The sequence below is a fragment of the Microbacterium sp. SA156 genome, from assembly GCF_049065455.1.
In the GTDB taxonomy this organism is placed as follows: domain Bacteria; phylum Actinomycetota; class Actinomycetes; order Actinomycetales; family Microbacteriaceae; genus Microbacterium; species Microbacterium barkeri.
In genome coordinates, this window is sequence record NZ_JBAKGU010000009.1 from 12,098 (window position 1) to 31,461 (window position 19,364).

Here is a 19,364-nt window from a genome sequence, read left to right on the forward strand (position 1 = left end):
CGCTACACGCGGTCCGCGAGGATGGCGGCGCGCCGCCCGCCGATGCGCGTCATGAAGAGCGTCGCCGATCCGTCGCCACGCAGATTGAGCTTCTTCCGGAGGAGCGCCGGATCGACGTCGACGCCGCGCTTCTTGATCTCGAGGGTGCCGATCCCGCGGGCGCGGAGCGCCTTCGCGAGCGCCTTGACGTCGGCGGGGAGCGTCTCGCGGACGCGGAACGACGAGACGAACGGCGTCGTCAGCGCGGCGTCGCCCGTGAGATAGGCGATGCCGGGAGCGATCGGGCCGGCCTCGAGCGACCGGGCGACCTCGCCGACGAGGCGCGCGCGGATGACGGCGCCCTCGGGCTCGTGCAGGAACGCCCCGAGCTCGTGCACCGGCTCGTCCTCGGTGTCGGCGGGAGCGGTGAGCTCGTGCGACGCGTCGCCGCGGATGACGAGCGCGGCCCGCCGCACGCCGTCGCGCGCGAGCGCCCCCGACCAGAGCACGAGCTCGACGGTCGACCCGTCGACGCTCACCCACTGCGCCTCGACCTCGTCCGGGATCGCCTCGCGATCGTGAGCCGGCCCGAGCTTCATGCCCACGGGCATCCGCTCGCCGAGCGCGTGCGCCCAGTCGAGCGCGGGGGAGTAGTCGGATGGCGCGACCCGGCGGGTCTCGGAGTGACCGCTCGTGCGACGCGCGGGGTCGAGCCAGACCGCGTCCCAGCCGGAGAGGTCGACCTCCTCTGCGCGCTGGGAGCGCACCTCCACGGCATCCCCGAACGGCCGCAGGTTGTAGGCCGCGAGGGCCGCCGTCACAGGGTCCGCGTCGACTGCGAGCACCTCCATCCCGACGCCGGCGAACGCGAGCGCGTCGCCGCCGATGCCGCAGCCGAGGTCGGCGACGCGCTCGATCCCCGCCGCGCGCATGCGCCCTGCATGGTGCGCGGCCACGGCCATCCGCGTCGCCTGCTCGACCCCCGCGCGGGTGAAGAGCATGCGCGCCGCGAAGGGGCCGAACTTCGCCTCCGCCCGCGACCGCAGACGCACCTGGCCGACGACCGCCGAGACGAGGTCGGGGGAGTGGCCCGCGGCCCGGAGGCGCGATACCGTGCGGGCGACATCCGCCGTCGTCTCCACGGGGTCCAGCGCGTCGAGCAGGGCCAGGCCCTCGGCGGTCAGCAGCGCGTCGAGTTCTCCCTGCTCCATGCGTCCATTCTCGCGTGTCATCCTGTGTCCTCGAATTGGCACTCGCGTTGCGGGAGTGCCAGGTCCCGCCCTACACTGGCGTTAGCACTCTCGTCATGAGAGTGCGAACTGAGTCTTCCGTCGAAGCAACGAAAGAAGAGGTACACCGTGTCGGTTTCCATCAAGCCGCTCGAGGACCGCATCGTCATCAAGCAGGTCGAGGCCGAGCAGACCACCGCCAGCGGTCTGGTCATCCCCGACACCGCCAAGGAGAAGCCCCAGGAGGGCGAGGTCGTGGCCGTGGGCCCCGGCCGCATCGACGACAACGGCAACCGCGTTCCGCTCGACGTCGCCGTCGGCGACCGCGTCCTGTACAGCAAGTACGGCGGGACCGAGGTCAAGTTCGGCGCCGACGAGTACCTGGTGCTCTCGGCCCGCGACGTGCTCGCGGTCGTCGTCCGCTGACGACACGCCTTTCCTGGAGGGCCCGGCGCTTCGGCGTCGGGCCCTCCTGCATGCGCGCGATCCTGTCGAGGCTGCCGCGGTCTGGCAGGAATGCGCCGGAGGATGACCGCCGCGGCACCGTCCCGGCCGCCCTCGCGGGCCACCTGCCGACCTAGGCTGGATCGGTGACCACGCTCTCCGCCACTGGATCCTCGGAACGCGAGCGGGCGCTCGGCACGGGGTACGGCTTCAGCGCCTACCTGCTGTGGGGTGTGCTCCCGCTCTACTTCGTCTTCCTCGCGCCGACCGGCCCCTGGGAGGTCGTCGCCTGGCGCGTCCTCCTCTCGCTCGTCTTCTGCGCCATCCTGCTCACCGTCGCGCGCGGATGGGGCCGGATGATCGCGGTGCTGCGGAACCCCCGTCTCGCGCTGTGGACGGCGATCGCCGGCGTCCTCATCTACGTCAACTGGCAGACCTTCCTCATCGCGACCCTCACCGGGCACGTCGTGGAGTCGAGCCTCGGGTACTTCATCAACCCGATCACGACGGTCGTCCTCGCGGTGCTCGTGCTGCACGAGCGGCTGCGCCCCGCGCAGTGGGCCGCGGTCGGCATCGCGGCCGCGGCGGTGGTCGTGATCGTCGTCGGATACGGCTCCGTGCCGTGGATCGCGCTCATCCTCAGCACGTCGTTCGGCCTCTACGGGCTCGTCAAGAACCGGATCGGCGGCGCGGTCGACGCGGTCAGCGGCCTCGCGCTCGAGACGATGTGGCTCGCGCCGGTCGCGGTCGTGCAGCTCGTCGTCGTCGCGGCGACGGCGGGGCTGACCTACGGAACCGTCAGCACGCTGCACACCGTGATGCTGTCGCTCGCGGGCGTCGCGACGGCCGTGCCGCTGCTGCTTTTCGCGGCAGGCGCCCGGCGCATCTCGCTGACGGCGGTGGGGCTCCTGCAGTTCATCGCGCCGATCCTGCAGTTCCTCGTCGGCGTCGTCGTGCTCCACGAGCCCATGCCGCTCGAGAGGTGGATCGGCTTCGGCATCGTCTGGGTCGCGCTCGTCGTGCTGAGCGTGGACATGATCCGGCACGCTCGTCGCCCCCGACCGGCCCTGGAGCCCGAGCCCGTCGCCTGAGGCCGGCGTTCTGGGGCGGCGTTCCGGGGCGGCGTTCTGGGTCGAAGCGCGGCGGCGGGTCGCCGCGTTTCGCGGCAAGAGCCAGCGAGTCATTCCCCGTTTCGCGTCGAATCGGCGCCCGGTCACCGCGTTTCGCGGCGAGTGGGCGGGTGACTCGACGGTTGTGACCGCGGTCGTCACCTGCTGAGGGACGCGGATTCGGATGGCTGGGGCTGGTGTGCGCGTGTCGTGCGCAGGAGGCGACTCGTGCCCCACGGGTCCGATTCCGGTGACCGTTCCGGCCGTGGTCTTCGCCTGCTGAGGGGCACGGGTTCGGATGGCTGGGGCGTGTGTGCGCGTGTCGTGCGCAGGAGGCGACTTCAGCACCACCGGTCCGATTCCGGTGACCGTCGCTGGCCGCGGTCTTCGCCCGCTACGGGTCACGGATTCGGATGGCCGGGGCTGGTGTGCGCGTGTCGTGCGCAGGAGGCGGCTCCAGCACCACCGGTCCGATTCCGGTGACCGTCGCTGCGGGTCGTGCATTTCGGGAAAACGCTTCCTCTCCTGGCTGACGCGTCGCTACTCTGCGAGTCAGTCGCCGTCCGCCGCGTCAAAGAGGACGCGGATCGCGGGCGGCGTGTCGAAGGGGACCCATCTTGAGACATGCTCACGCGCGGCGGCGCAGCCGCGCCATCCTGTCCGCGCTCGCGACGACCATCCTCTGCATCGCGGGACTGGCTCTCGCCGCGCCGGCCCATGCCGCCGGCACGAGCTGCACCGGCTCGACCGTGCACGGGGCAGCCGTGCAAGACGGCAGCACCTGGCGCGCGTATCGCGGCTCGACCCTCCTGTGGGAGGGCGCTGACATGCTCACGGCCATCAACACGGCCATCTCCGGCCTCGACGCGGGGAGGACGAGCAAGCAGCGCGTGGTCGTCAACGGATCGGGGACGATGAGCGCGAACGCCCGGATCACGATGCCGAGCTACACCACGCTCGAGTCCTGCGGCACGATCAACGTCACCGGCACCGGATCCGGGAATGTCGCGGGCGTCTACATGCGCGGCGCGCACGACATCGAGATCGCGCGGCTGCACCTGACGGGAACCCCGGTGTACGGGATCTTCGCGCGGAACGTCGACAACCTCCGCCTGCGCGACATCGACATGCGACTGAGCGGCGGCCTCGGCGTGCGCATCGACAACCTCGGCGACACGAGCGTCTACGCGAAGAACATCGTCATCGACAGCGTCTACGTCTCGGGCGCGGGTTCGCACGCCGTCGAGACATACGGCGTCGACGGCCTCACGGTCGGCACCGTGACCGCTCGCGACGTGGCGCACTCCGGCCTCCTCCTCAACAACACGGTGAACGCGACGGTCGGCACGGTCGACGCCGTCGGCGCGGGCACGGGGACGGGCTATGCCGCGTTCCGCATCGCCAACAGGGCCGGTCGCATCGGCGACGCGCATCCGACGAACATCCGCGTCGGCACCGTCAAGGCGACCGGGGGCGGCCGGGGCGTCTTCTGCGTGTCGGAGAGCGGCGGACTCATCATCGACCGCGTCGAGCTCACGGATACCGGCAACAACCCCGTGCTCATCGAAAACTGCGCGAATGTGAGCCTCGCCACGACCGGCGGCACGATCTCGCGCGGCGCCGTGCGCCTCGCCGAGCGGACGGAGTTCCCCGGCAACCGCGACATCACGCTGCGCAACCTCACGCTCATCAACGGCGCGCGCATCGTCGAGAACCCGTGTGCGGACAACCTTGTCATCTCGAACGTGACCGGGCCGATCGTGCGCTGCTCCTGACAGGAGGGGCTCGCGCGGGGCTCCGGAAGGAGCTCAGCGCGAGCCCTCTCCACGGCCCCCGGCGGTAGCGAGGTGCGGCACGTCACGGATTCGGATGGCTGGGGATGGTGTGCGCGTGTCGTGCGCAGGAGGCGACTCCAGCACCAGGGGTCCGATTCCGGTGACGGCTCTGGCTGCGGTCGTCGCCTGCGGCACGTCACGGATTCGGATGGCTGGGGCTGGTGTGCGCGTGTCGTGCGCAGGAGGCGACTCGTGCCCCACGGGTCCGATTCCGGTGACGGCGTGCGGCGGACGGTGTGCGGCGGACGGCGTGACGGCGCTCACGGCCGGGCCCGGCGCCGCCAGCCGCGACTCCGCGCAGGCCCTGTCGGCCATCCGCGTACCGCGCCTCGGCGCCCATCCGCAAGCGCTTGTTTTCGGTTCACCGAAAAGCTACTTTTTCGGTATGCCGAAAAATCTCGTCCGGGGAGGCGCCGTCCTCGCGGCGGTCGCCCTGCTCTCGGGGTGCGCCGGGGGCGCCGCGCCCCAGGATGACGACCGCCCGGTCGTCCTCACCACCTTCACCGTGCTCGCCGACATCGCCCGCAATGTCGCGGGCGATCACCTTTCGGTCGAGTCGATCACGAAGGTCGGGGCCGAGATCCACGGCTACGAGCCGACGCCGGGAGACATCCGGCGCGCCGCCGACGCCGACCTCATCCTCGACAACGGGCTCAACCTCGAGGCGTGGTTCGCGCAGTTCGTGGACTCCGTCGACGTGCCGCACGTCGTCGTGTCGGAGGGCGTCGAACCCATCGACATCGCCGGCGATGCGTACGCCGGCAAGCCCAACCCGCACGCCTGGATGAGCCCCGTCAACGTGCAGGTGTACGTCGACAACATGGTCGAGGCGTTCAGCGAGCTCGACCCCGAGCACGCCGACGACTTCGCGGCGAACGGGGAGGCCTACGCGCAGCAGCTGCAGGCCGTGCAGGACGAGCTCGTCGACGCGCTCGCGCCGCTGCCGGAGAACGAGCGGGCGCTCGTCACATGCGAGGGGGCGTTCTCATACCTCGCGCGTGACGCGGGGCTCACCGAGGCGTACATCTGGCCCGTCAACGCCGAGCAGCAGGCCACGCCTCAGCAGATCGCCGCCGCCATCGAGTTCGTCGAGGAGAACGGCGTCCGGGCCGTGTTCTGCGAGTCGACGGTGTCGGACAAGCCGATGCAGCAGGTCGTCGAGGCGACGGGCGCGGCGTTCGGCGGCACGCTCTACGTCGACTCCCTCTCCGAGCCGGAGGGGCCCGTTCCCACCTACCTCCACCTCATCCGGCATGACGCGTCGCTCATCGTCGAGGGGCTGACCGGATGAGTCCCGCGATCGAGCTCGCCGACATCACAGTCCGCTACCGCGACATCCTCGCTCTCGACGCCGCGTCCGCGACCGTCAAGGCCGGGAAGGTGACGGCCCTCATCGGGATGAACGGGTCGGGCAAGTCCACGCTCTTCAAGACCGCGCTCGGGCTCATCCGCCCCGACGCCGGCAGCGTCCGCATCGAGGGCGGGTCGCCCGCTGTCGCCCGTCGGCGCGGCATCGTCGGCTACGTGCCGCAGAGCGAGGACGTCGACTGGGCGTTCCCGGTCTCCGTGCGCGACGTCGTCATGATGGGGCGCTACGGGCGCCAGGGCCTGACGCGGCGCGCCCGCCCCGATGATCGCGCGGCCGTCGAGGAAGCCCTCGAGCGGGTCGACCTCGTCGATCTCGCAGACCGCCAGATCGGCCAGCTGTCGGGAGGTCAGCGCAAGCGCGCGTTCGTCGCGCGCGGCATCGCGCAGGAGGCGCGGATCCTCCTGCTCGATGAGCCCTTCGCCGGGGTCGACAAGCGCTCCGAGGCGACGATCGTGCGACTCCTTCGCGAGCTCGCGGCCGACGGCTGTGCGGTGCTCGTCTCGACCCATGACCTGCACGCGCTTCCCGAGCTGGCCGACGAGGCCATCCTCCTCCTGCGCAGGCCCCTCTTCCACGGCCCGGTCGGCGAGGCGCTGCGGCCGGAGAACCTCGCACGCGCCTTCGGGCTCGGGGAGGCCGCATGAACCTCCTCGACCTCCTCCTCGAGCCGCTGCAGTACGACTTCATGGTGCGCGCGCTCGCCGCGACCGTCGTCGCCGCGGTCGTCTGCGCCCTGCTGTCGTGCTGGCTCGTGCTCGTCGGATGGTCGCTCATGGGCGACGCCGTCTCGCACGCGGTGCTGCCAGGCGTCGTCATCGCGTACATCCTCGGCGCGCCGTTCGCGCTCGGCGCGCTCGCCTTCGGGCTGCTCGCGGTCGCGCTCATCGGCGTGCTCCGCGACACGAGCCGCGTGAAGGAGGACGCCGCGATCGGCATCGTCTTCACGACCCTCTTCGCGCTCGGGCTCGCCCTCATCTCCGTGACGCCGAGTCAGACCGATCTCAACCACATCATCTTCGGGAACATCCTCGGCGTCTCCGACGGCGACCTCATCCAGATCGGCGTGCTCGCCGCGGTCGCCCTCGTCGTGCTGCTCGTGAAGCGACGCGATCTCACGCTCTACGCGTTCGACCCGACCCATGCGTTCGCGATCGGGCTCTCGCCCCGTCTGCTGGGCGCCATCCTGCTCGGCGTCCTCGCGCTGACCGCGGTGGTCGCGCTCCAGGTGGTCGGCGTCATCCTCGTCGTCGCGATGCTCATCATCCCGGGCGCGACCGCGCACCTCCTCACCGACCGATTCGGGCGGATGCTCGTCATCGCGCCGATCCTGTCGGCCGCCTGCTCGGTGATCGGCATCTACCTCAGCTACTGGCTGGATGCCGCGTCGGGGGCGCTCGTCATCCTCGTCCAGGGCGTCGTCTTCACTCTCGTCTACCTCTTCAGCCCACGTCACGGAGTGGTCGGACGGCGGATGGCGCGGGCGCGCGCCGCCTGAGGCTTTCCTGTGCGCGGGGTGTGAGCGAGACGGCGCCGCTCTCCGGGCGCGCCGATAGAATCGGCGCACGGGACGGCGATCCCGTACCGGAGCAGCCCACACCGCGTCGGCAGGAGACACCCCCAATGACAGAACACGACCCGTTCGGCTTCGTCGGCCTCACCTACGACGACGTGCTGCTCCTCCCGGGGCACACCGACGTCATCCCCAGCGAAGCGGACACGTCGTCGCGGCTCACCCGCCGCATCCGGGTCGCCATCCCGCTCCTCTCGAGCGCGATGGACACCGTCACCGAAGCGCGGATGGCGATCGCGCTCGCCCGCCAGGGCGGCATCGGCATCCTCCACCGCAACCTCTCGATCGCCGACCAGGCCGCGGCCGTCGACCGCGTCAAGCGCAGCGAGTCGGGCATGATCACCGACCCGATCACGACCTCGCCGGACGCGACGATCGCCGAGGTCGACGCGATGTGCGCGAAGTACCGCATCTCGGGTCTGCCCGTCGTCGACGAGGACAACCGCCTCATCGGCATCATCACGAACCGCGACATGCGGTTCGTCTCCGACATCCAGCGCCCCGTGACGCGCGTGAAGGACGTCATGACGAGCGAGGGCCTCATCACCGGCCCCGTCGGCATCGCCGCCGAGCAGGTCATCGCCCTGTTCGCCGAGCACCGCGTCGAGAAGCTGCCGCTCATCGACGACGAGGGCAGGCTCGCCGGCCTCATCACCATCAAGGACTTCGACAAGAGCGAGAAGTACCCCCTCGCCACGAAGGACGACCAGGGGCGCCTCCGCGTGGGTGCCGCGATCGGCTTCTTCGGCGACGCGTGGGAGCGCGCCGAGGCGCTGCGCGACGCGGGTGTCGACGTCATCGTCGTCGACACGGCCAACGGGCAGTCGCAGGGCGTCATCGACATCGTCCGCCGTCTCAAGTCGGACGAGTCGTTCGCGCACATCGACGTGATCGGCGGCAACATCGCCACGCGCGAGGGCGCCCAGGCGCTCATCGAGGCGGGCGTCGACGCGGTCAAGGTCGGCGTCGGCCCCGGCTCGATCTGCACGACGCGTGTCGTCGCCGGTGTCGGCGTGCCGCAGGTGACCGCGATCTACGAGGCGTCGCTCGCGGCGCGCGCCGCCGACGTGCCCGTGATCGCGGATGGCGGCCTCCAGTACTCGGGCGACATCGCGAAGGCGCTCGTCGCCGGCGCCGACACGGTCATGCTCGGGTCGCTGCTCGCGGGCACGGAGGAGTCGCCGGGCGAGATCGTGTTCCAGGCCGGCAAGCAGTTCAAGCAGTACCGCGGCATGGGCTCGCTGGGCGCCATGCAGACGCGCGGCAAGCAGACCTCGTACTCGAAGGACCGCTACTTCCAGGCCGACGTCCCCAGCGACGACAAGCTCATCCCCGAGGGCATCGAGGGCCAGGTGCCCTACCGCGGGCCCCTCTCGGCCGTCGTGTACCAGCTCGTCGGCGGGCTGCGCCAGTCGATGTTCTACGTCGGCGCGCGCACGATCGACGAGCTCAAGACCCGCGGCAAGTTCGTCCGCATCACCTCGGCGGGTCTCAAGGAGTCGCACCCGCACGACGTGCAGATCGTCGTCGAGGCGCCGAACTACAAGCGCTGAGACGCTCGACAGAAGGCCCCTGCTCCGGCGGGGGCCTTCGTCGTCGGCACCCCTGGACCCCTCCGAGCCCCGGGCGTACCGTGCGGGTATGTGCCGAAGCATCCACACCCTCCACAACTTCGAGCCCGCCGCGACCTCCGAGGAGGTGCACGCGGCGGCGCTGCAGTACGTCCGCAAGATCGCCGGCACGACGAAGCCGTCGAAGGCGAACCGTGAGGCGTTCGACCGCGCGGTCGCGGAGATCGCCCACGCCACCCAGCACCTGCTCGCCGACCTCGTCGCGACGACACCTCCCAAGAACCGCGAGGAGGAGGCCGAGAAGAAGCGCGCGAAGGCCATCGCCTCCGGCCGCTACGCGGCCTGATCGCGCGACGCGGCGCGGATCCGGATGGCCGTCACCCGGCCAGGTAGGCTGGGCGGGTGAGCAGTGACATCGAGCTGGGCCGCGGCAAGCGGGGTCGACCCGCGTACACGTTCGACGACATCGCGGTCGTGCCCTCGCGGCGCACGCGCAACCCCGAGGACGTCTCCACGACGTGGGCGATCGACGCGTACACGTTCGACGTGCCCGTCGTCGGCGCGCCGATGGACTCGGTCGTGAGCCCGCAGACCGCGATCATGCTGGGCAAGCTCGGCGGCCTCGGCGTCCTCGACCTCGAGGGTCTGTGGACGCGCTATGAGGACCCGGAGCCGCTGCTCGCGGAGATCGCGTCGCTGCCCGAGCGCTCCGCGACCGCGCGCATGCAGGCGCTCTACTCCGAGCCGATCAAGCCCGAGCTCATCACGGCGCGTCTCGCCGAGATCCGCGACGCCGGCGTCACGGTGGCCGGCGCGCTGTCGCCGCAGCGCACGAAGGAGCTCTACGAGACGGTCGTCGCCGCGGGCGTCGACCTGTTCGTGATCCGGGGCACCACGGTGTCCGCCGAGCACGTCTCGAGCGCGGCCGAGCCGCTGAACCTCAAGGAGTTCATCTACGAGCTCGACGTGCCGGTCATCGTCGGCGGCGTCGGCACGTACACGGCCGCCCTCCACCTCATGCGCACGGGCGCGGCCGGCGTGCTCGTCGGCTTCGGCGGGGGAGCCGCGTCGACGACCCGCGCGACCCTGGGCGTCACGACGCCCATGGCGACCGCGGTCGCCGACGTGGCCGGTGCGCGCCGCGACTACCTCGACGAGTCGGGCGGCCGCTACGTGCACGTGATCGCCGACGGAGGCGTCGGAACCTCGGGCGACATCGTGAAGGCGCTCGCCATGGGCGCGGACGCGGTGATGCTCGGCGTCGCGCTCGCCCGCGCGACCGATGCGCCCGGCAACGGCTACCACTGGGGCCCCGAGGCGCACCATCCGAAGCTCCCGCGCGGCCACCGCGTGAAGGTCGACCAGGTCGGCACGCTCGAGGAGGTCCTCTACGGGCCCGCCCTCGTGGCGGATGGCACGGCGAACCTCATCGGGGCGCTGCGCAAGTCGATGGCGACGACGGGATACTCCGACCTGAAGGAGTTCCAGCGCGTCGACGTCGTCGTGAACCCCGTGCACTGATGGCCGATCCCGCGCCACCCGCTGCGAGCGAGACGCAGGTCTTCCCGCCGACGCTGCGCGAGGTCATGCTGCGGCCGCGCTGGATCGCGATGCTGCTGCTGTGCCTCGTCGTGGCCGGCGTGTTCTCGTGGCTCCTGCAGTGGCAGCTCGCGCGCGCGATCGACACCGATCCCCCCGAGGACGGCGCGACCGAGATCATCCGCCCGATCGACGAGGTCGTGCGGCCGGGGCAGTACCTCGACGACGCGCTCGTCGGCCAGAAGGTCTCCCTCGAAGGCCAGTGGGTGCCCGGCGACTTCATCGTCGTCTCGTCGCGCTTCGACGACGGTGTCGAGGGCTACTGGGTCACGGGGCAGTTCGCCCTCGCGGTCTACCCCGAGAGCCGGTCGATCGCGGTCGCGCTCGGCTGGACCGCCTCCCGCGAGGACGCCGACGCCGCCGTGGCCGCACTCGAGGAGCGCGCGGAGGAGAAGTACGTCGCCCCCGAGCTGCGGCACGTCGTCGACTGGCAGCCGACGCCGCTCACGGGGCGGGTCATCTCCGACGAGGGGCCGCAGCTGCCGCCGAGTGACGACGTGGACGAGATGACGCGGATGTCGCCTGCCGCGCTGCTCAGCCGGTGGCACGACACCGAGATCGACGGCGAGCGGATCGACGTCTACCGCCCGTACCTCACCTCGGATGACCCGATCGCGGGCCTCGTCGAGACGGAGCTGACGGCGATCTCGTCGCCGGCTCCCGAGGTGGCGGGGCCGGTCAACTGGCTGAATCTCTTCTACGCGGTCGAGTGGGCGGTGTTCGCGGCCTTCTCGTTCTACCTCTGGTATCGCCTCGCGAAGGACGCGTGGGAGCGCGAGCTCGAGGAGCTCGCGGGCGGCGATCCCGACGACGAGTAGCCGTGGCCTCCGAAGCTGATCGACGCACGGGCCCGCCCGCTGAGCGCGTCGAGGAGCTCGCCCGGCGGATCGAGCTCGCCGCGCGCACCCGGCGGCGGTTCCTGCTCGGGATCGCGGGCAGCCCCGGGGGAGGGAAGACCACCCTCGCGGCGGCCCTGGTGGCGGCGCTCAACGCGCGCCACGAGGGCATCGCGGTCGCGCTGCCGATGGACGGGTTCCATCTCGCGAACGCGACGCTCGAGCGCCTGGGCCTGCGCGACCGCAAGGGAGCGATCGACACGTTCGACGGCTGGGGATTCGTCGCGCTCCTCGACAGGGTCCGCCGCGAGACGGATCACACGGTCTACGCGCCCGCGTTCGAGCGCGACGTCGACGAGGGCGTGTCCGGGGCGATCGCGATCGAGCCGACGGCTCGGGTCGTCATCGTCGAGGGCAACTACCTGCTCATCGACCGGGAGCCGTGGCTCGGCGTCCGGGAGCGGATGGATGAGGTCTGGTTCTGCGCGACGCCCCCTGCCGAGCGCGAGTCACGGCTTGTCGAGCGGCACACACGGCACGGGCGGACGCCTGAGGCGGCCGCAGCGTGGGCACGCGACGTCGACGGCGCGAACGCCGTGCTGATCGAGGGATCGCGCGTCCGCGCCGACCTCGTCGTCTCGGGGATCACCGGCGAGTCGCTGGGGCCGCCGACGGGCTGACGTCGACGGCGGACGGTGCCCCGCCCGCGCAGCGGCCGCGGCCATCCGCCCATGGGCGAACCGCCAGGTGCGCCCCCACTAGAATCGAGGTATGCCACAGCCGCGGGTCTCATCCTTCCCCCAGATCCGCCGGGCGCTCCGCTTCTACCAGGTCTGCTCGGTCATCACGGGCGTCGGACTGCTTCTCCTGTGCGCCGAGATGGTGCTGAAGTACACGCCGCAGCTGGCCGTCGAGCTGTTCTTCCTCGACTCCCACGGCCTCTTCGCGTTCCGCGAGGTCGTCCCGAGCCCGACGGGGGAGCTCATCTCGACCGGTGACGGCATCAACCTGTCGCTCGGCATCCTCATCGTCCACGGCTGGTTCTACGTCGTGTACCTCTTCGCGTGCTTCCGCGTGTGGAGCCTCATGCGCTGGCCGTTCTGGCGCTTCCTGCTGCTCGCCGGCGGCGGCGTCGTGCCGTTCCTCTCCTTCTTCATGGAGTACTTCGTCGCCCGCGACGTCAAGCGCTACCTCGCCCAGCGCGAGGAGACCGCCGCCGAGAAGCGGGCCGCCAAGGCCGCCTCCGGCCCCTCGACTCCGTCCGCACCGACCCAGGAGGTCCCCCGATGAGCGCAGACACCGCTGCGCGCCCCGTCCTCGTCGTCGACTTCGGCGCGCAGTACGCCCAGCTCATCGCACGTCGCGTGCGCGAGGCGGGCGTCTACAGCGAGCTGGTGCCGCACACGATCACGGCCGCAGAGGTCGCCGAGAAGAACCCCGTCGCGATCATCCTCTCGGGTGGGCCGTCGTCGGTGTACGAGCCCGGCGCACCCTCCCTCGATCCCGGCGTCTTCGAGCTCGGGATCCCCACGCTCGGCATCTGCTACGGCTTCCAGGTCATGGCCCAGGCGCTCGGCGGCGAGGTCGCTCACACCGGTCTGCGCGAGTACGGCGCGACCGATGCGGCCGTCGTCGGCGATGGCGGCGTCCTGCTGGGCGGCCAGCCCAGCGAGCAGAACGTGTGGATGAGCCACGGCGACCAGGTCGCCCAGGCGCCCGAGGGCTTCCAGGTGCTGGCCTCCACGGCCGTCACGCCGGTCGCCGCCTTCGGGAACGACGAGCGCTGCCTCTACGGCGTGCAGTGGCACCCCGAGGTGAAGCACTCCGACTTCGGCCAGAACGTGCTGGAGAACTTCCTGCACAAGGCCGCGGGCCTCCCCGCAGACTGGAACAGCGGCAACGTCATCGAGGAGCAGGTGCAGCGCATCCGGGAGCAGGTCGGCTCGGCGCGCGTCATCTCGGCCCTCTCCGGCGGCGTGGACTCGGCGGTCTCGACGGCCCTCGTGCACCGCGCGATCGGCGACCAGCTGACCGCCGTCTTCGTCGACCACGGGCTTCTCCGCAAGGGAGAGCGTGAGCAGGTCGAGAAGGACTACGTCGCCTCGACGGGCGTCCGCCTCATCACGGTCGACGCGGCCGACACCTTCCTCGGCCACCTCGCGGGCGTCACCGACCCCGAGGAGAAGCGCAAGATCATCGGCCGCGAGTTCATCCGCGCCTTCGAGAAGGTGCAGCGCGAGCTCGTCGAGGAGGCCAAGGCCGAGGGCGAGCCCATCCGCTTCCTCGTCCAGGGCACCCTCTACCCCGACGTGGTGGAGTCGGGCGGCGGCGCCGGCACGGCGAACATCAAGAGCCACCACAACGTCGGCGGCCTGCCCGACGACCTCGACTTCGAGCTCATCGAGCCACTGCGCACCCTGTTCAAGGACGAGGTGCGTGCGATCGGCCGCGAGCTCGGCCTCCCCGAGGCGATCGTCGGCCGCCAGCCCTTTCCGGGGCCCGGCCTTGGCATCCGCATCGTGGGCGAGGTCACCGCTGACCGTCTCGAGATCCTGCGCGACGCCGACGCCATCGCGCGCGAGGAGCTGAGCGCGGCGGGCCTCGACAGCGAGATCTGGCAGTGCCCCGTCGTGCTGCTCGCCGACGTCCGCTCGGTGGGTGTGCAGGGCGACGGCCGCACGTACGGCCATCCGATCGTGCTGCGTCCGGTCTCGAGCGAGGACGCGATGACCGCCGACTGGACGCGTCTGCCGTACGACGTGCTGTCGAAGATCTCCAACCGCATCACGAACGAGGTGCGCGAGGTGAACCGCGTCGTGCTCGACGTCACCTCGAAGCCCCCGGGGACGATCGAGTGGGAGTGATCCCGCCCCCGCTGAAGGCCGCCGCTGCACCCGCAGCGGCGGCCTTCGCCGTTCAGAGGCTGTCGCGCACGTATTCCTGGACGACGACGCCCGAGTCGAACGCACGGGTCCGCTCGTGCGCGAAGTGCCGGGCTTCGTACGGGGCCGATCCGAACAGGGGGACTCCGCTGCCGAAGGCGAACGGGTTCCGCTTGAGGACGAGGCGGTCGATCTCGTCGATGAGCTGGCCTGCGAGATCTCCGCCGCCGCAGAGGTAGATGTCCAGCCCGTCCTCCTGCTTGAGCTCTCGCACGCGCTCGAGAGGATCTGCCGTGATCTCGATCTCGTCGGGAACGCGGCGATCCCGACGGCTCGCGACGATCTGACGGAGGTGGGCGTACGGACTCGTGATCCCGATGTCGAGCGCCGGCGTGTAGGTGTTCCACCCCATGACGACGGTGTCGAACCGGGTCCGCGGGGCCGAGATCCCGAGGGCGGTCAGGCCGTGACTCGGAAGCGCGTCCCCGAACTCGCGCTGGAGCACGGGCGCATGGTCGCCCTCGACGAGGAATGCGTCGAAGCCCCCGTCTGGCGCTGCGATGTAGCCGTCGAGCGTGACGGCAACGTAGTAGACGAGTTCGCGCATGGGATCTCCCTCCGTTATCCACGACGGATGTCGTGGGTGCGGGGCCAATGTACAACGGATGTCGTGGTTTCGCTAGGGTGGGAGCATGGCGAGGAACGAGGAGCGGCGGGCTGCGCTCGCCGACGCTGGACTGCGCGTGCTCGCGCGGGAGGGTGCGCGGGGCCTGACCCACCGCGCTGTCGACGCGGAAGCCGGCGCCCCGCGGGGCACGGCGTCGAACTACTTCGCGTCGCGCGAGGCGCTCGTCGACGGGCTCGTCGCGCGCATCGGCGAGCGGCTGACGCCGGATCCCGCCGTGCACGCGAGGCTCGCCTCCCGCGCGCCGTCGCGGGAGCTGTTCGCCGACTACCTTCGCGACATCGTGCAGCGCCTTCTCGCTGACCGCGATGTCACTCTCGCGCTCCTCGAGCTCCGACTCGAGGCCGCGCGTCGGCCATCCGTCGCGGAGTCGCTGGGTGGATGGATGCGGGCCGGGTTCGCGGGCGACGTCGCCTTCAACGAGGGGGCGGGTCTTCCGGGAGGCCGCACCGAGATCGCCCTCTTCCACTACGCGGTCGACGGGCTCATCCTCGACCGCCTCACGGTGAGCATCGACCCCGCCATCTCGATCGACGACGTCATCGACGAGCTCGTCGATCGGCTCCTGCCGCGCTGAGCGCTCACAGTGGTCACGACCGCAGTTCAGCGGTCAGCCGGGCGAGGTGCTCGGGCGGCCCCGCCTCGGCGAACCAGAGCCACAGCTCCGCCGCGTGGACGGCCGCCCGGGCGCGCACCAGGTCCCGATCCGCGCCGTATGCGGCGGTCATGTCGTCGAGACATCGCGCGTCCTTGCGGCTCGCTGCCCACGCCGCGCGCGCCAGCTCACGCACCGGATCGCCGACGTGAGCGGCCTCCCAGTCGACCACAGCGGAGACGCGCCCGTCGACGACGAGCAGGTTGCCGTCGGTCCAGTCCCCGTGGCAGAAGGCGGCAGGACCCGATGCTTCCGGGATGGAGTGCGGAAGCGGCGGCCCGCCCACGTCGCGGTAGCTCCGGATGATGCGCGCATCGTCCGGAGCCGCCGGCAGGCCCTGCGGCACCGGTGTCTCGTGGAGACGGCGGAGCAGCACTGCCGACGCGCGCATTCCCTCGCGGCGCGTGTCCGCATCGGCCTCGTCGAGTCTCTCTCCCGGCATGAGCGTCATGAGAATCCGACCGGGGGAGGCGTCGACCACCGCCGGTGCGGGGATCGATGTCTGCGCGAGCGCGCGCAGGGCGAGCAGCTCGGTGTCGTGGCGGGCCGGATCCGCCATCCGCTTCTCGACGAGTGCGCGTCCGCCTCGCATGACGACGCGCACATGACCGACCGCTCCCTGTCGCATCCCGCCATCCTGCCGCCTGCGGCTCCCGCCCGCGAGAATGGGACGATGACGTCCTACCGCATGCGCGACCGGCTCATCCGCGACCACACCGTCACCGTGCCCCTCGACTGGACCGCCCCCGACGACGGCCGCACCATCGATGTGTTCGCCCGCGAGGTCGCCCACGTCGACCGCGTCGACGCACCGCTGCTCGTCTTCCTCCAGGGCGGGCCGGGCGGCACGGGGCCGCGCCCGATGCCCGGCGGCGGAGACTGGATCGACGAGGTGCTGAAGACGCACCGGCTGCTGCTCCTCGACCAGCGCGGCACGGGGCGCTCCACGCGTGTCGAGCGCGCCTCGATCGCCGGCATGAGCGCGGACGACGCGGCCGCCTACATCCGCCTCTTCCGTGCTGAGCAGATCGTCGCCGACCTCGAGCACCTCCGCCGCACGGTGTTCGGCGGCGTGCGCTGGCAGACGCTCGGGCAGAGCTACGGAGGCTTCCTCACGCTCACGTATCTGTCCTTCCATCCCGAAGCCCTCGCCGCGTCGTACGTCACGGGCGGGCTCACCTCGGTCGATCCCGATCCCGTCGAGGTCTACCGCCGCACGATCCCGCGCGTCGAGGCGAAGACCGCCGAGTTCTACCGTCGCTATCCGCAGGACGCCGACACGCTCGCGCGCATCGTCGACATCGTCGAGGGCTCCGACGTGCGCCTGCCCAGCGGCGACCGGCTCTCCGCGCGCCGGCTGCAGACGCTCGGCATCGAGTTCGGTATGAAGCCGGGCTTCGAGCGGCTGCACTGGCTCCTCGACGAGGCCTTCTCGCGCCCGGGCGTGCTGAGCGATCACTTCCTCGCCGAAGTCGACGCCGCCACGCAGTACTGGCGCGGACCGCTGTACGCGCTCCTGCAGGAGGAGATCTACGCGGATGGCGACGGCGCGACCGCGTGGGCCGCCCAGCGGGTGCGCGACGAGCGGGGCGGACTGCCCGCGACCGACGGGCCGATGCCGTTCACAGGGGAGATGTTCTTCCCGTGGATGTTCGACGAGATCGCGTCGCTGCGGCCCTTCCGCGATGCCGCGCATGCGCTCGCGGATCGCGTCGACCATCCGCGCCTGTACGACCGGACGCGGCTCGCGCGCAACGAGGTGCCGGTCGCCGCCGCGATGTACTACGACGACATGTACGTCGACTTCCCGCAGGCCGAGGAGACCGCGCGCTTCGTGCCGCACACGCACCTCTGGGTGACGAACGAGTACGAGCACGACGGGCTCCGTCAGGAGCCGCGCATCGTGCGCGCCCTCATCGACCGCGTCGTCGCCGAGGGCGGACCGCTCGCCTGAACCGGCTGTGGCGCCTGTCCGGGTCGTGGGGTGGCGCCGTCGATGTCCGGGTCGCGGTTTCCGTCTGTATTGGGGCCGTTGGGGACGCGAAGTGCGACCTGGGTGGCGCCGCCGGTGTTCGGGTCGCGGTTGCCGTCCGTATTGGGGCTGTTGGGGACGCGAAGTGCGACCTGGGCGGCGGCCGCCGGTGTTCGGGTCGCGGTTGCCGTCCGTATTGGGGCTGTTGGGGACGCGAAGTGCGACCTGGACGGTCCCGCCGATGTTCGGGTCGCGGTTGCCGTCCGTATTCGGGCTGTTGGGGACGCGAACTGCGACCTGGGCGATCCCCCGGCCCCCAACCCAGCCCCCAACCCCGCCCCCGCCCCAACCCCACCCCCGTGTACGCTTGTACACACATCCGCAGATCGCGGCTGGATCAGGAGACCCGGTGAGCATGTCCTCCCCGCCCTCGCGCGAGGCGCGCAGGGCCCGCGGCGCGGTGTCCGCGCTCTTCTTCACGAACGGCGCGATCTACGCCAACGTCATCCCGCGCTTCCCCGAGATCAAGGACGCGCTGGGCCTCAGCGATACGCTCTACGGCGCCTCCATCGCGGCGATGCCGGTCGGCGCGCTCCTGTCGGGGCTCGCCGCTGCCGCGATCATCCGCCGTCTCGGATCCGGCCGCGTCGCGGTCATCGGCTCCGTGCTCCTCGCCGCCACCATGCTCGGGGTCGGCCTCGCGCCGGTGCCGATCCTCTTCGCCCTCGGCCTCTTCCTCGCGGGCGTCCTCGATTCGGTGACCGACGTGGGGCAGAACGCCCATGGCCTGCGCGTGCAGAAGCGGTACGGGCGCTCGATCATCAACGGCTTCCACGCCATCTGGTCGCTCGGCGCGGTCGTCGGCGGCTTCATGTCGGCCGGAGCGATCGCGATCGGCCTCCCGCTCGGCGTGCACCTGGCGATCACCGGGGCGCTCTTCGCCGCGACGGCGATCGTCGCGCTGCGCTTCTGCCTGCCCGGTCCCGAGGAGGAGTCGGGCGACGCCGAGACGCCGACCACCGCCGCAGCGGCACCGACCGCGCGCCGGACGCCGCGCATCGCGCTCGTCATGGCCGGGCTGGCGGTCATCGCGATCGCCGGGACGATCGTCGAGGAGGTCGGCAGCTCCTGGGCGACCCTCTACATGCGCGAATCGCTCGGCGCGCCCGCGGCGCTCGCGGCGATGGGCTTCATCGCGCTCATCGGGTTCCAGTTCATCGGCCGCCTCGTCGGCGACCGCCTCGTCGACCGGTTCGGGCAGCGGATGGTCGCGGTCGCGGGCGGCGCGCTCGTCGCGGTCGGCATGGGGTCGGCTCTCGCATGGCCCTCGGTCCCGCTCACCCTCGTCGGCTTCGCCGCGGCGGGATTCGGCGTCGCGACGCTCGTGCCGGCCGCCATGCATGCGGCCGACGAGCTGCCGGGCCTGCGCCCCGGCACCGGGCTCACCGTCGTGACGTGGCTCATGCGCCTCGGGTTCCTCATCTCACCGCTCGTCATCGGCACGATCTCCGATGCGACCGAGCTGAGGGTGAGCCTCGTCATCGTGCCGGTGGCGGGTCTTCTCGTGATCGCGCTCTCGGGCTTCCTCGAGCGTCGGCGCGCGTAGCCGTTCTGCTCTGGGCGGAAAGG

Annotated in this window: 19 protein-coding genes; 16 read left to right on the forward strand and 3 right to left on the reverse strand. The window is 71.2% G+C overall.

Going from position 1 to position 19,364, the window contains the following annotated elements:
• Positions 1-2 precede the first annotated feature (2 nt).
• Positions 3-1,190, reverse strand: coding sequence for a THUMP-like domain-containing protein (locus ACOWU6_RS09870; RefSeq protein ID WP_421075572.1), 1,188 nt, complete (start codon positions 1,188-1,190; stop codon positions 3-5).
• Between the two features lie 147 nt (positions 1,191-1,337).
• On the opposite strand from ACOWU6_RS09870, the gene groES reads away from it, so the two are divergent.
• The 13 genes from groES (at position 1,338) to guaA (ending at position 14,405) form a co-directional block, all read left to right on the forward strand.
• Positions 1,338-1,634, forward strand: a complete 297-nt coding sequence (groES, locus tag ACOWU6_RS09875; RefSeq protein WP_039394204.1) for a co-chaperone GroES — start codon at positions 1,338-1,340, stop codon at positions 1,632-1,634.
• A 164-nt stretch (positions 1,635-1,798) separates the two neighbouring features.
• Positions 1,799-2,743, forward strand: a complete 945-nt coding sequence (gene rarD / locus ACOWU6_RS09880; RefSeq protein ID WP_282978201.1) for an EamA family transporter RarD — start codon at positions 1,799-1,801, stop codon at positions 2,741-2,743.
• Positions 2,744-3,378: 635 nt separating this feature from the next.
• The gene (locus ACOWU6_RS09885; protein WP_421075573.1) at positions 3,379-4,536 is read left to right on the forward strand and encodes a hypothetical protein; all 1,158 of its coding nucleotides are present in this window, start codon (positions 3,379-3,381) and stop codon (positions 4,534-4,536) included.
• Positions 4,537-4,981: 445 nt separating this feature from the next.
• Positions 4,982-5,887, forward strand: a complete 906-nt coding sequence (locus ACOWU6_RS09890; RefSeq protein WP_421075574.1) for a metal ABC transporter substrate-binding protein — start codon at positions 4,982-4,984, stop codon at positions 5,885-5,887.
• A complete protein-coding gene (locus ACOWU6_RS09895; protein WP_421075575.1) occupies positions 5,884-6,609 on the forward strand; it encodes a metal ABC transporter ATP-binding protein in 726 nt (241 codons plus the stop codon). The genes ACOWU6_RS09890 and ACOWU6_RS09895 overlap by 4 nt, the downstream gene beginning before the upstream one ends.
• Positions 6,606-7,460: a metal ABC transporter permease gene (locus ACOWU6_RS09900; RefSeq protein WP_282978198.1), complete on the forward strand. Its 855-nt coding sequence runs from the start codon at positions 6,606-6,608 to the stop codon at positions 7,458-7,460. The genes ACOWU6_RS09895 and ACOWU6_RS09900 overlap by 4 nt, the downstream gene beginning before the upstream one ends.
• Positions 7,461-7,585: 125 nt before the next feature.
• Positions 7,586-9,088, forward strand: coding sequence for an IMP dehydrogenase (gene guaB / locus ACOWU6_RS09905; protein WP_271172331.1), 1,503 nt, complete (start codon positions 7,586-7,588; stop codon positions 9,086-9,088).
• 88 nt (positions 9,089-9,176) lie between these two features.
• Positions 9,177-9,452, forward strand: coding sequence for a DUF2277 domain-containing protein (locus tag ACOWU6_RS09910; RefSeq protein WP_282978196.1), 276 nt, complete (start codon positions 9,177-9,179; stop codon positions 9,450-9,452).
• Positions 9,453-9,508: 56 nt separating this feature from the next.
• Positions 9,509-10,627 carry a GuaB3 family IMP dehydrogenase-related protein gene (locus ACOWU6_RS09915; RefSeq protein ID WP_271172329.1) on the forward strand — a complete coding sequence of 373 codons (1,119 nt, stop codon included), beginning with the start codon at positions 9,509-9,511 and terminating at the stop codon, positions 10,625-10,627.
• A 65-nt stretch (positions 10,628-10,692) separates the two neighbouring features.
• Positions 10,693-11,523, forward strand: a complete 831-nt coding sequence (locus ACOWU6_RS09920; protein WP_421075650.1) for an SURF1 family cytochrome oxidase biogenesis protein — start codon at positions 10,693-10,695, stop codon at positions 11,521-11,523.
• Between the two features lie 2 nt (positions 11,524-11,525).
• Entirely contained in the window at positions 11,526-12,221 is a 696-nt protein-coding gene (locus ACOWU6_RS09925) for a nucleoside/nucleotide kinase family protein (protein WP_421075576.1), read from the forward strand.
• A gap of 91 nt (positions 12,222-12,312) precedes the next feature.
• Positions 12,313-12,831, forward strand: coding sequence for a DUF3817 domain-containing protein (locus ACOWU6_RS09930; protein ID WP_282978194.1), 519 nt, complete (start codon positions 12,313-12,315; stop codon positions 12,829-12,831).
• Entirely contained in the window at positions 12,828-14,405 is a 1,578-nt protein-coding gene (gene guaA / locus ACOWU6_RS09935) for a glutamine-hydrolyzing GMP synthase (protein WP_271172326.1), read from the forward strand. The genes ACOWU6_RS09930 and guaA overlap by 4 nt, the downstream gene beginning before the upstream one ends.
• Before the next feature lie 52 nt (positions 14,406-14,457).
• Here the strand turns inward: guaA and ACOWU6_RS09940 are convergent, their stop codons facing one another.
• The gene (locus ACOWU6_RS09940; RefSeq protein WP_421075577.1) at positions 14,458-15,030 is read right to left on the reverse strand and encodes a dihydrofolate reductase family protein; all 573 of its coding nucleotides are present in this window, start codon (positions 15,028-15,030) and stop codon (positions 14,458-14,460) included.
• Positions 15,031-15,115: 85 nt separating this feature from the next.
• Here ACOWU6_RS09940 and ACOWU6_RS09945 point away from each other — a divergent pair, with 85 nt between their 5' ends.
• On the forward strand, positions 15,116-15,685 hold the full coding sequence (locus ACOWU6_RS09945; protein ID WP_421075578.1) for a TetR/AcrR family transcriptional regulator: 570 nt from the start codon (positions 15,116-15,118) through the stop codon (positions 15,683-15,685).
• Between the two features lie 13 nt (positions 15,686-15,698).
• Here the strand turns inward: ACOWU6_RS09945 and ACOWU6_RS09950 are convergent, their stop codons facing one another.
• Positions 15,699-16,391: a phosphotransferase family protein gene (locus ACOWU6_RS09950; protein ID WP_421075579.1), complete on the reverse strand. Its 693-nt coding sequence runs from the start codon at positions 16,389-16,391 to the stop codon at positions 15,699-15,701.
• A gap of 45 nt (positions 16,392-16,436) precedes the next feature.
• Here ACOWU6_RS09950 and ACOWU6_RS09955 point away from each other — a divergent pair, with 45 nt between their 5' ends.
• Both ACOWU6_RS09955 and ACOWU6_RS09960 read left to right on the forward strand, forming a co-directional pair.
• Positions 16,437-17,717, forward strand: a complete 1,281-nt coding sequence (locus tag ACOWU6_RS09955; protein WP_421075580.1) for an alpha/beta fold hydrolase — start codon at positions 16,437-16,439, stop codon at positions 17,715-17,717.
• 433 nt (positions 17,718-18,150) lie between these two features.
• On the forward strand, positions 18,151-19,341 hold the full coding sequence (locus ACOWU6_RS09960; RefSeq protein ID WP_421075651.1) for an MFS transporter: 1,191 nt from the start codon (positions 18,151-18,153) through the stop codon (positions 19,339-19,341).
• Positions 19,342-19,364 lie beyond the last annotated feature (23 nt).

What these genes read in the sequence shown, in the direction of transcription:
- ACOWU6_RS09870 (WP_421075572.1), bottom strand. Translation starts at nt 1,190, where the DNA reads ATGGAGCAGGGAGAACTCGACGCGCTGCTGACCGCCGAGGGCCTGGCC.
- ACOWU6_RS09890 (WP_421075574.1), top strand. Translation starts at nt 4,982, where the DNA reads ATGCCGAAAAATCTCGTCCGGGGAGGCGCCGTCCTCGCGGCGGTCGCC.
- ACOWU6_RS09895 (WP_421075575.1), top strand. Translation starts at nt 5,884, where the DNA reads ATGAGTCCCGCGATCGAGCTCGCCGACATCACAGTCCGCTACCGCGAC.
- ACOWU6_RS09900 (WP_282978198.1), top strand. Translation starts at nt 6,606, where the DNA reads ATGAACCTCCTCGACCTCCTCCTCGAGCCGCTGCAGTACGACTTCATG.
- guaB (WP_271172331.1), top strand. Translation starts at nt 7,586, where the DNA reads ATGACAGAACACGACCCGTTCGGCTTCGTCGGCCTCACCTACGACGAC.
- ACOWU6_RS09910 (WP_282978196.1), top strand. Translation starts at nt 9,177, where the DNA reads ATGTGCCGAAGCATCCACACCCTCCACAACTTCGAGCCCGCCGCGACC.
- ACOWU6_RS09920 (WP_421075650.1), top strand. Translation starts at nt 10,693, where the DNA reads ATGCTGCGGCCGCGCTGGATCGCGATGCTGCTGCTGTGCCTCGTCGTG.
- ACOWU6_RS09930 (WP_282978194.1), top strand. Translation starts at nt 12,313, where the DNA reads ATGCCACAGCCGCGGGTCTCATCCTTCCCCCAGATCCGCCGGGCGCTC.
- guaA (WP_271172326.1), top strand. Translation starts at nt 12,828, where the DNA reads ATGAGCGCAGACACCGCTGCGCGCCCCGTCCTCGTCGTCGACTTCGGC.
- ACOWU6_RS09940 (WP_421075577.1), bottom strand. Translation starts at nt 15,030, where the DNA reads ATGCGCGAACTCGTCTACTACGTTGCCGTCACGCTCGACGGCTACATC.
- ACOWU6_RS09945 (WP_421075578.1), top strand. Translation starts at nt 15,116, where the DNA reads ATGGCGAGGAACGAGGAGCGGCGGGCTGCGCTCGCCGACGCTGGACTG.
- ACOWU6_RS09950 (WP_421075579.1), bottom strand. Translation starts at nt 16,391, where the DNA reads ATGCGACAGGGAGCGGTCGGTCATGTGCGCGTCGTCATGCGAGGCGGA.
- ACOWU6_RS09955 (WP_421075580.1), top strand. Translation starts at nt 16,437, where the DNA reads ATGACGTCCTACCGCATGCGCGACCGGCTCATCCGCGACCACACCGTC.
- ACOWU6_RS09960 (WP_421075651.1), top strand. Translation starts at nt 18,151, where the DNA reads ATGTCCTCCCCGCCCTCGCGCGAGGCGCGCAGGGCCCGCGGCGCGGTG.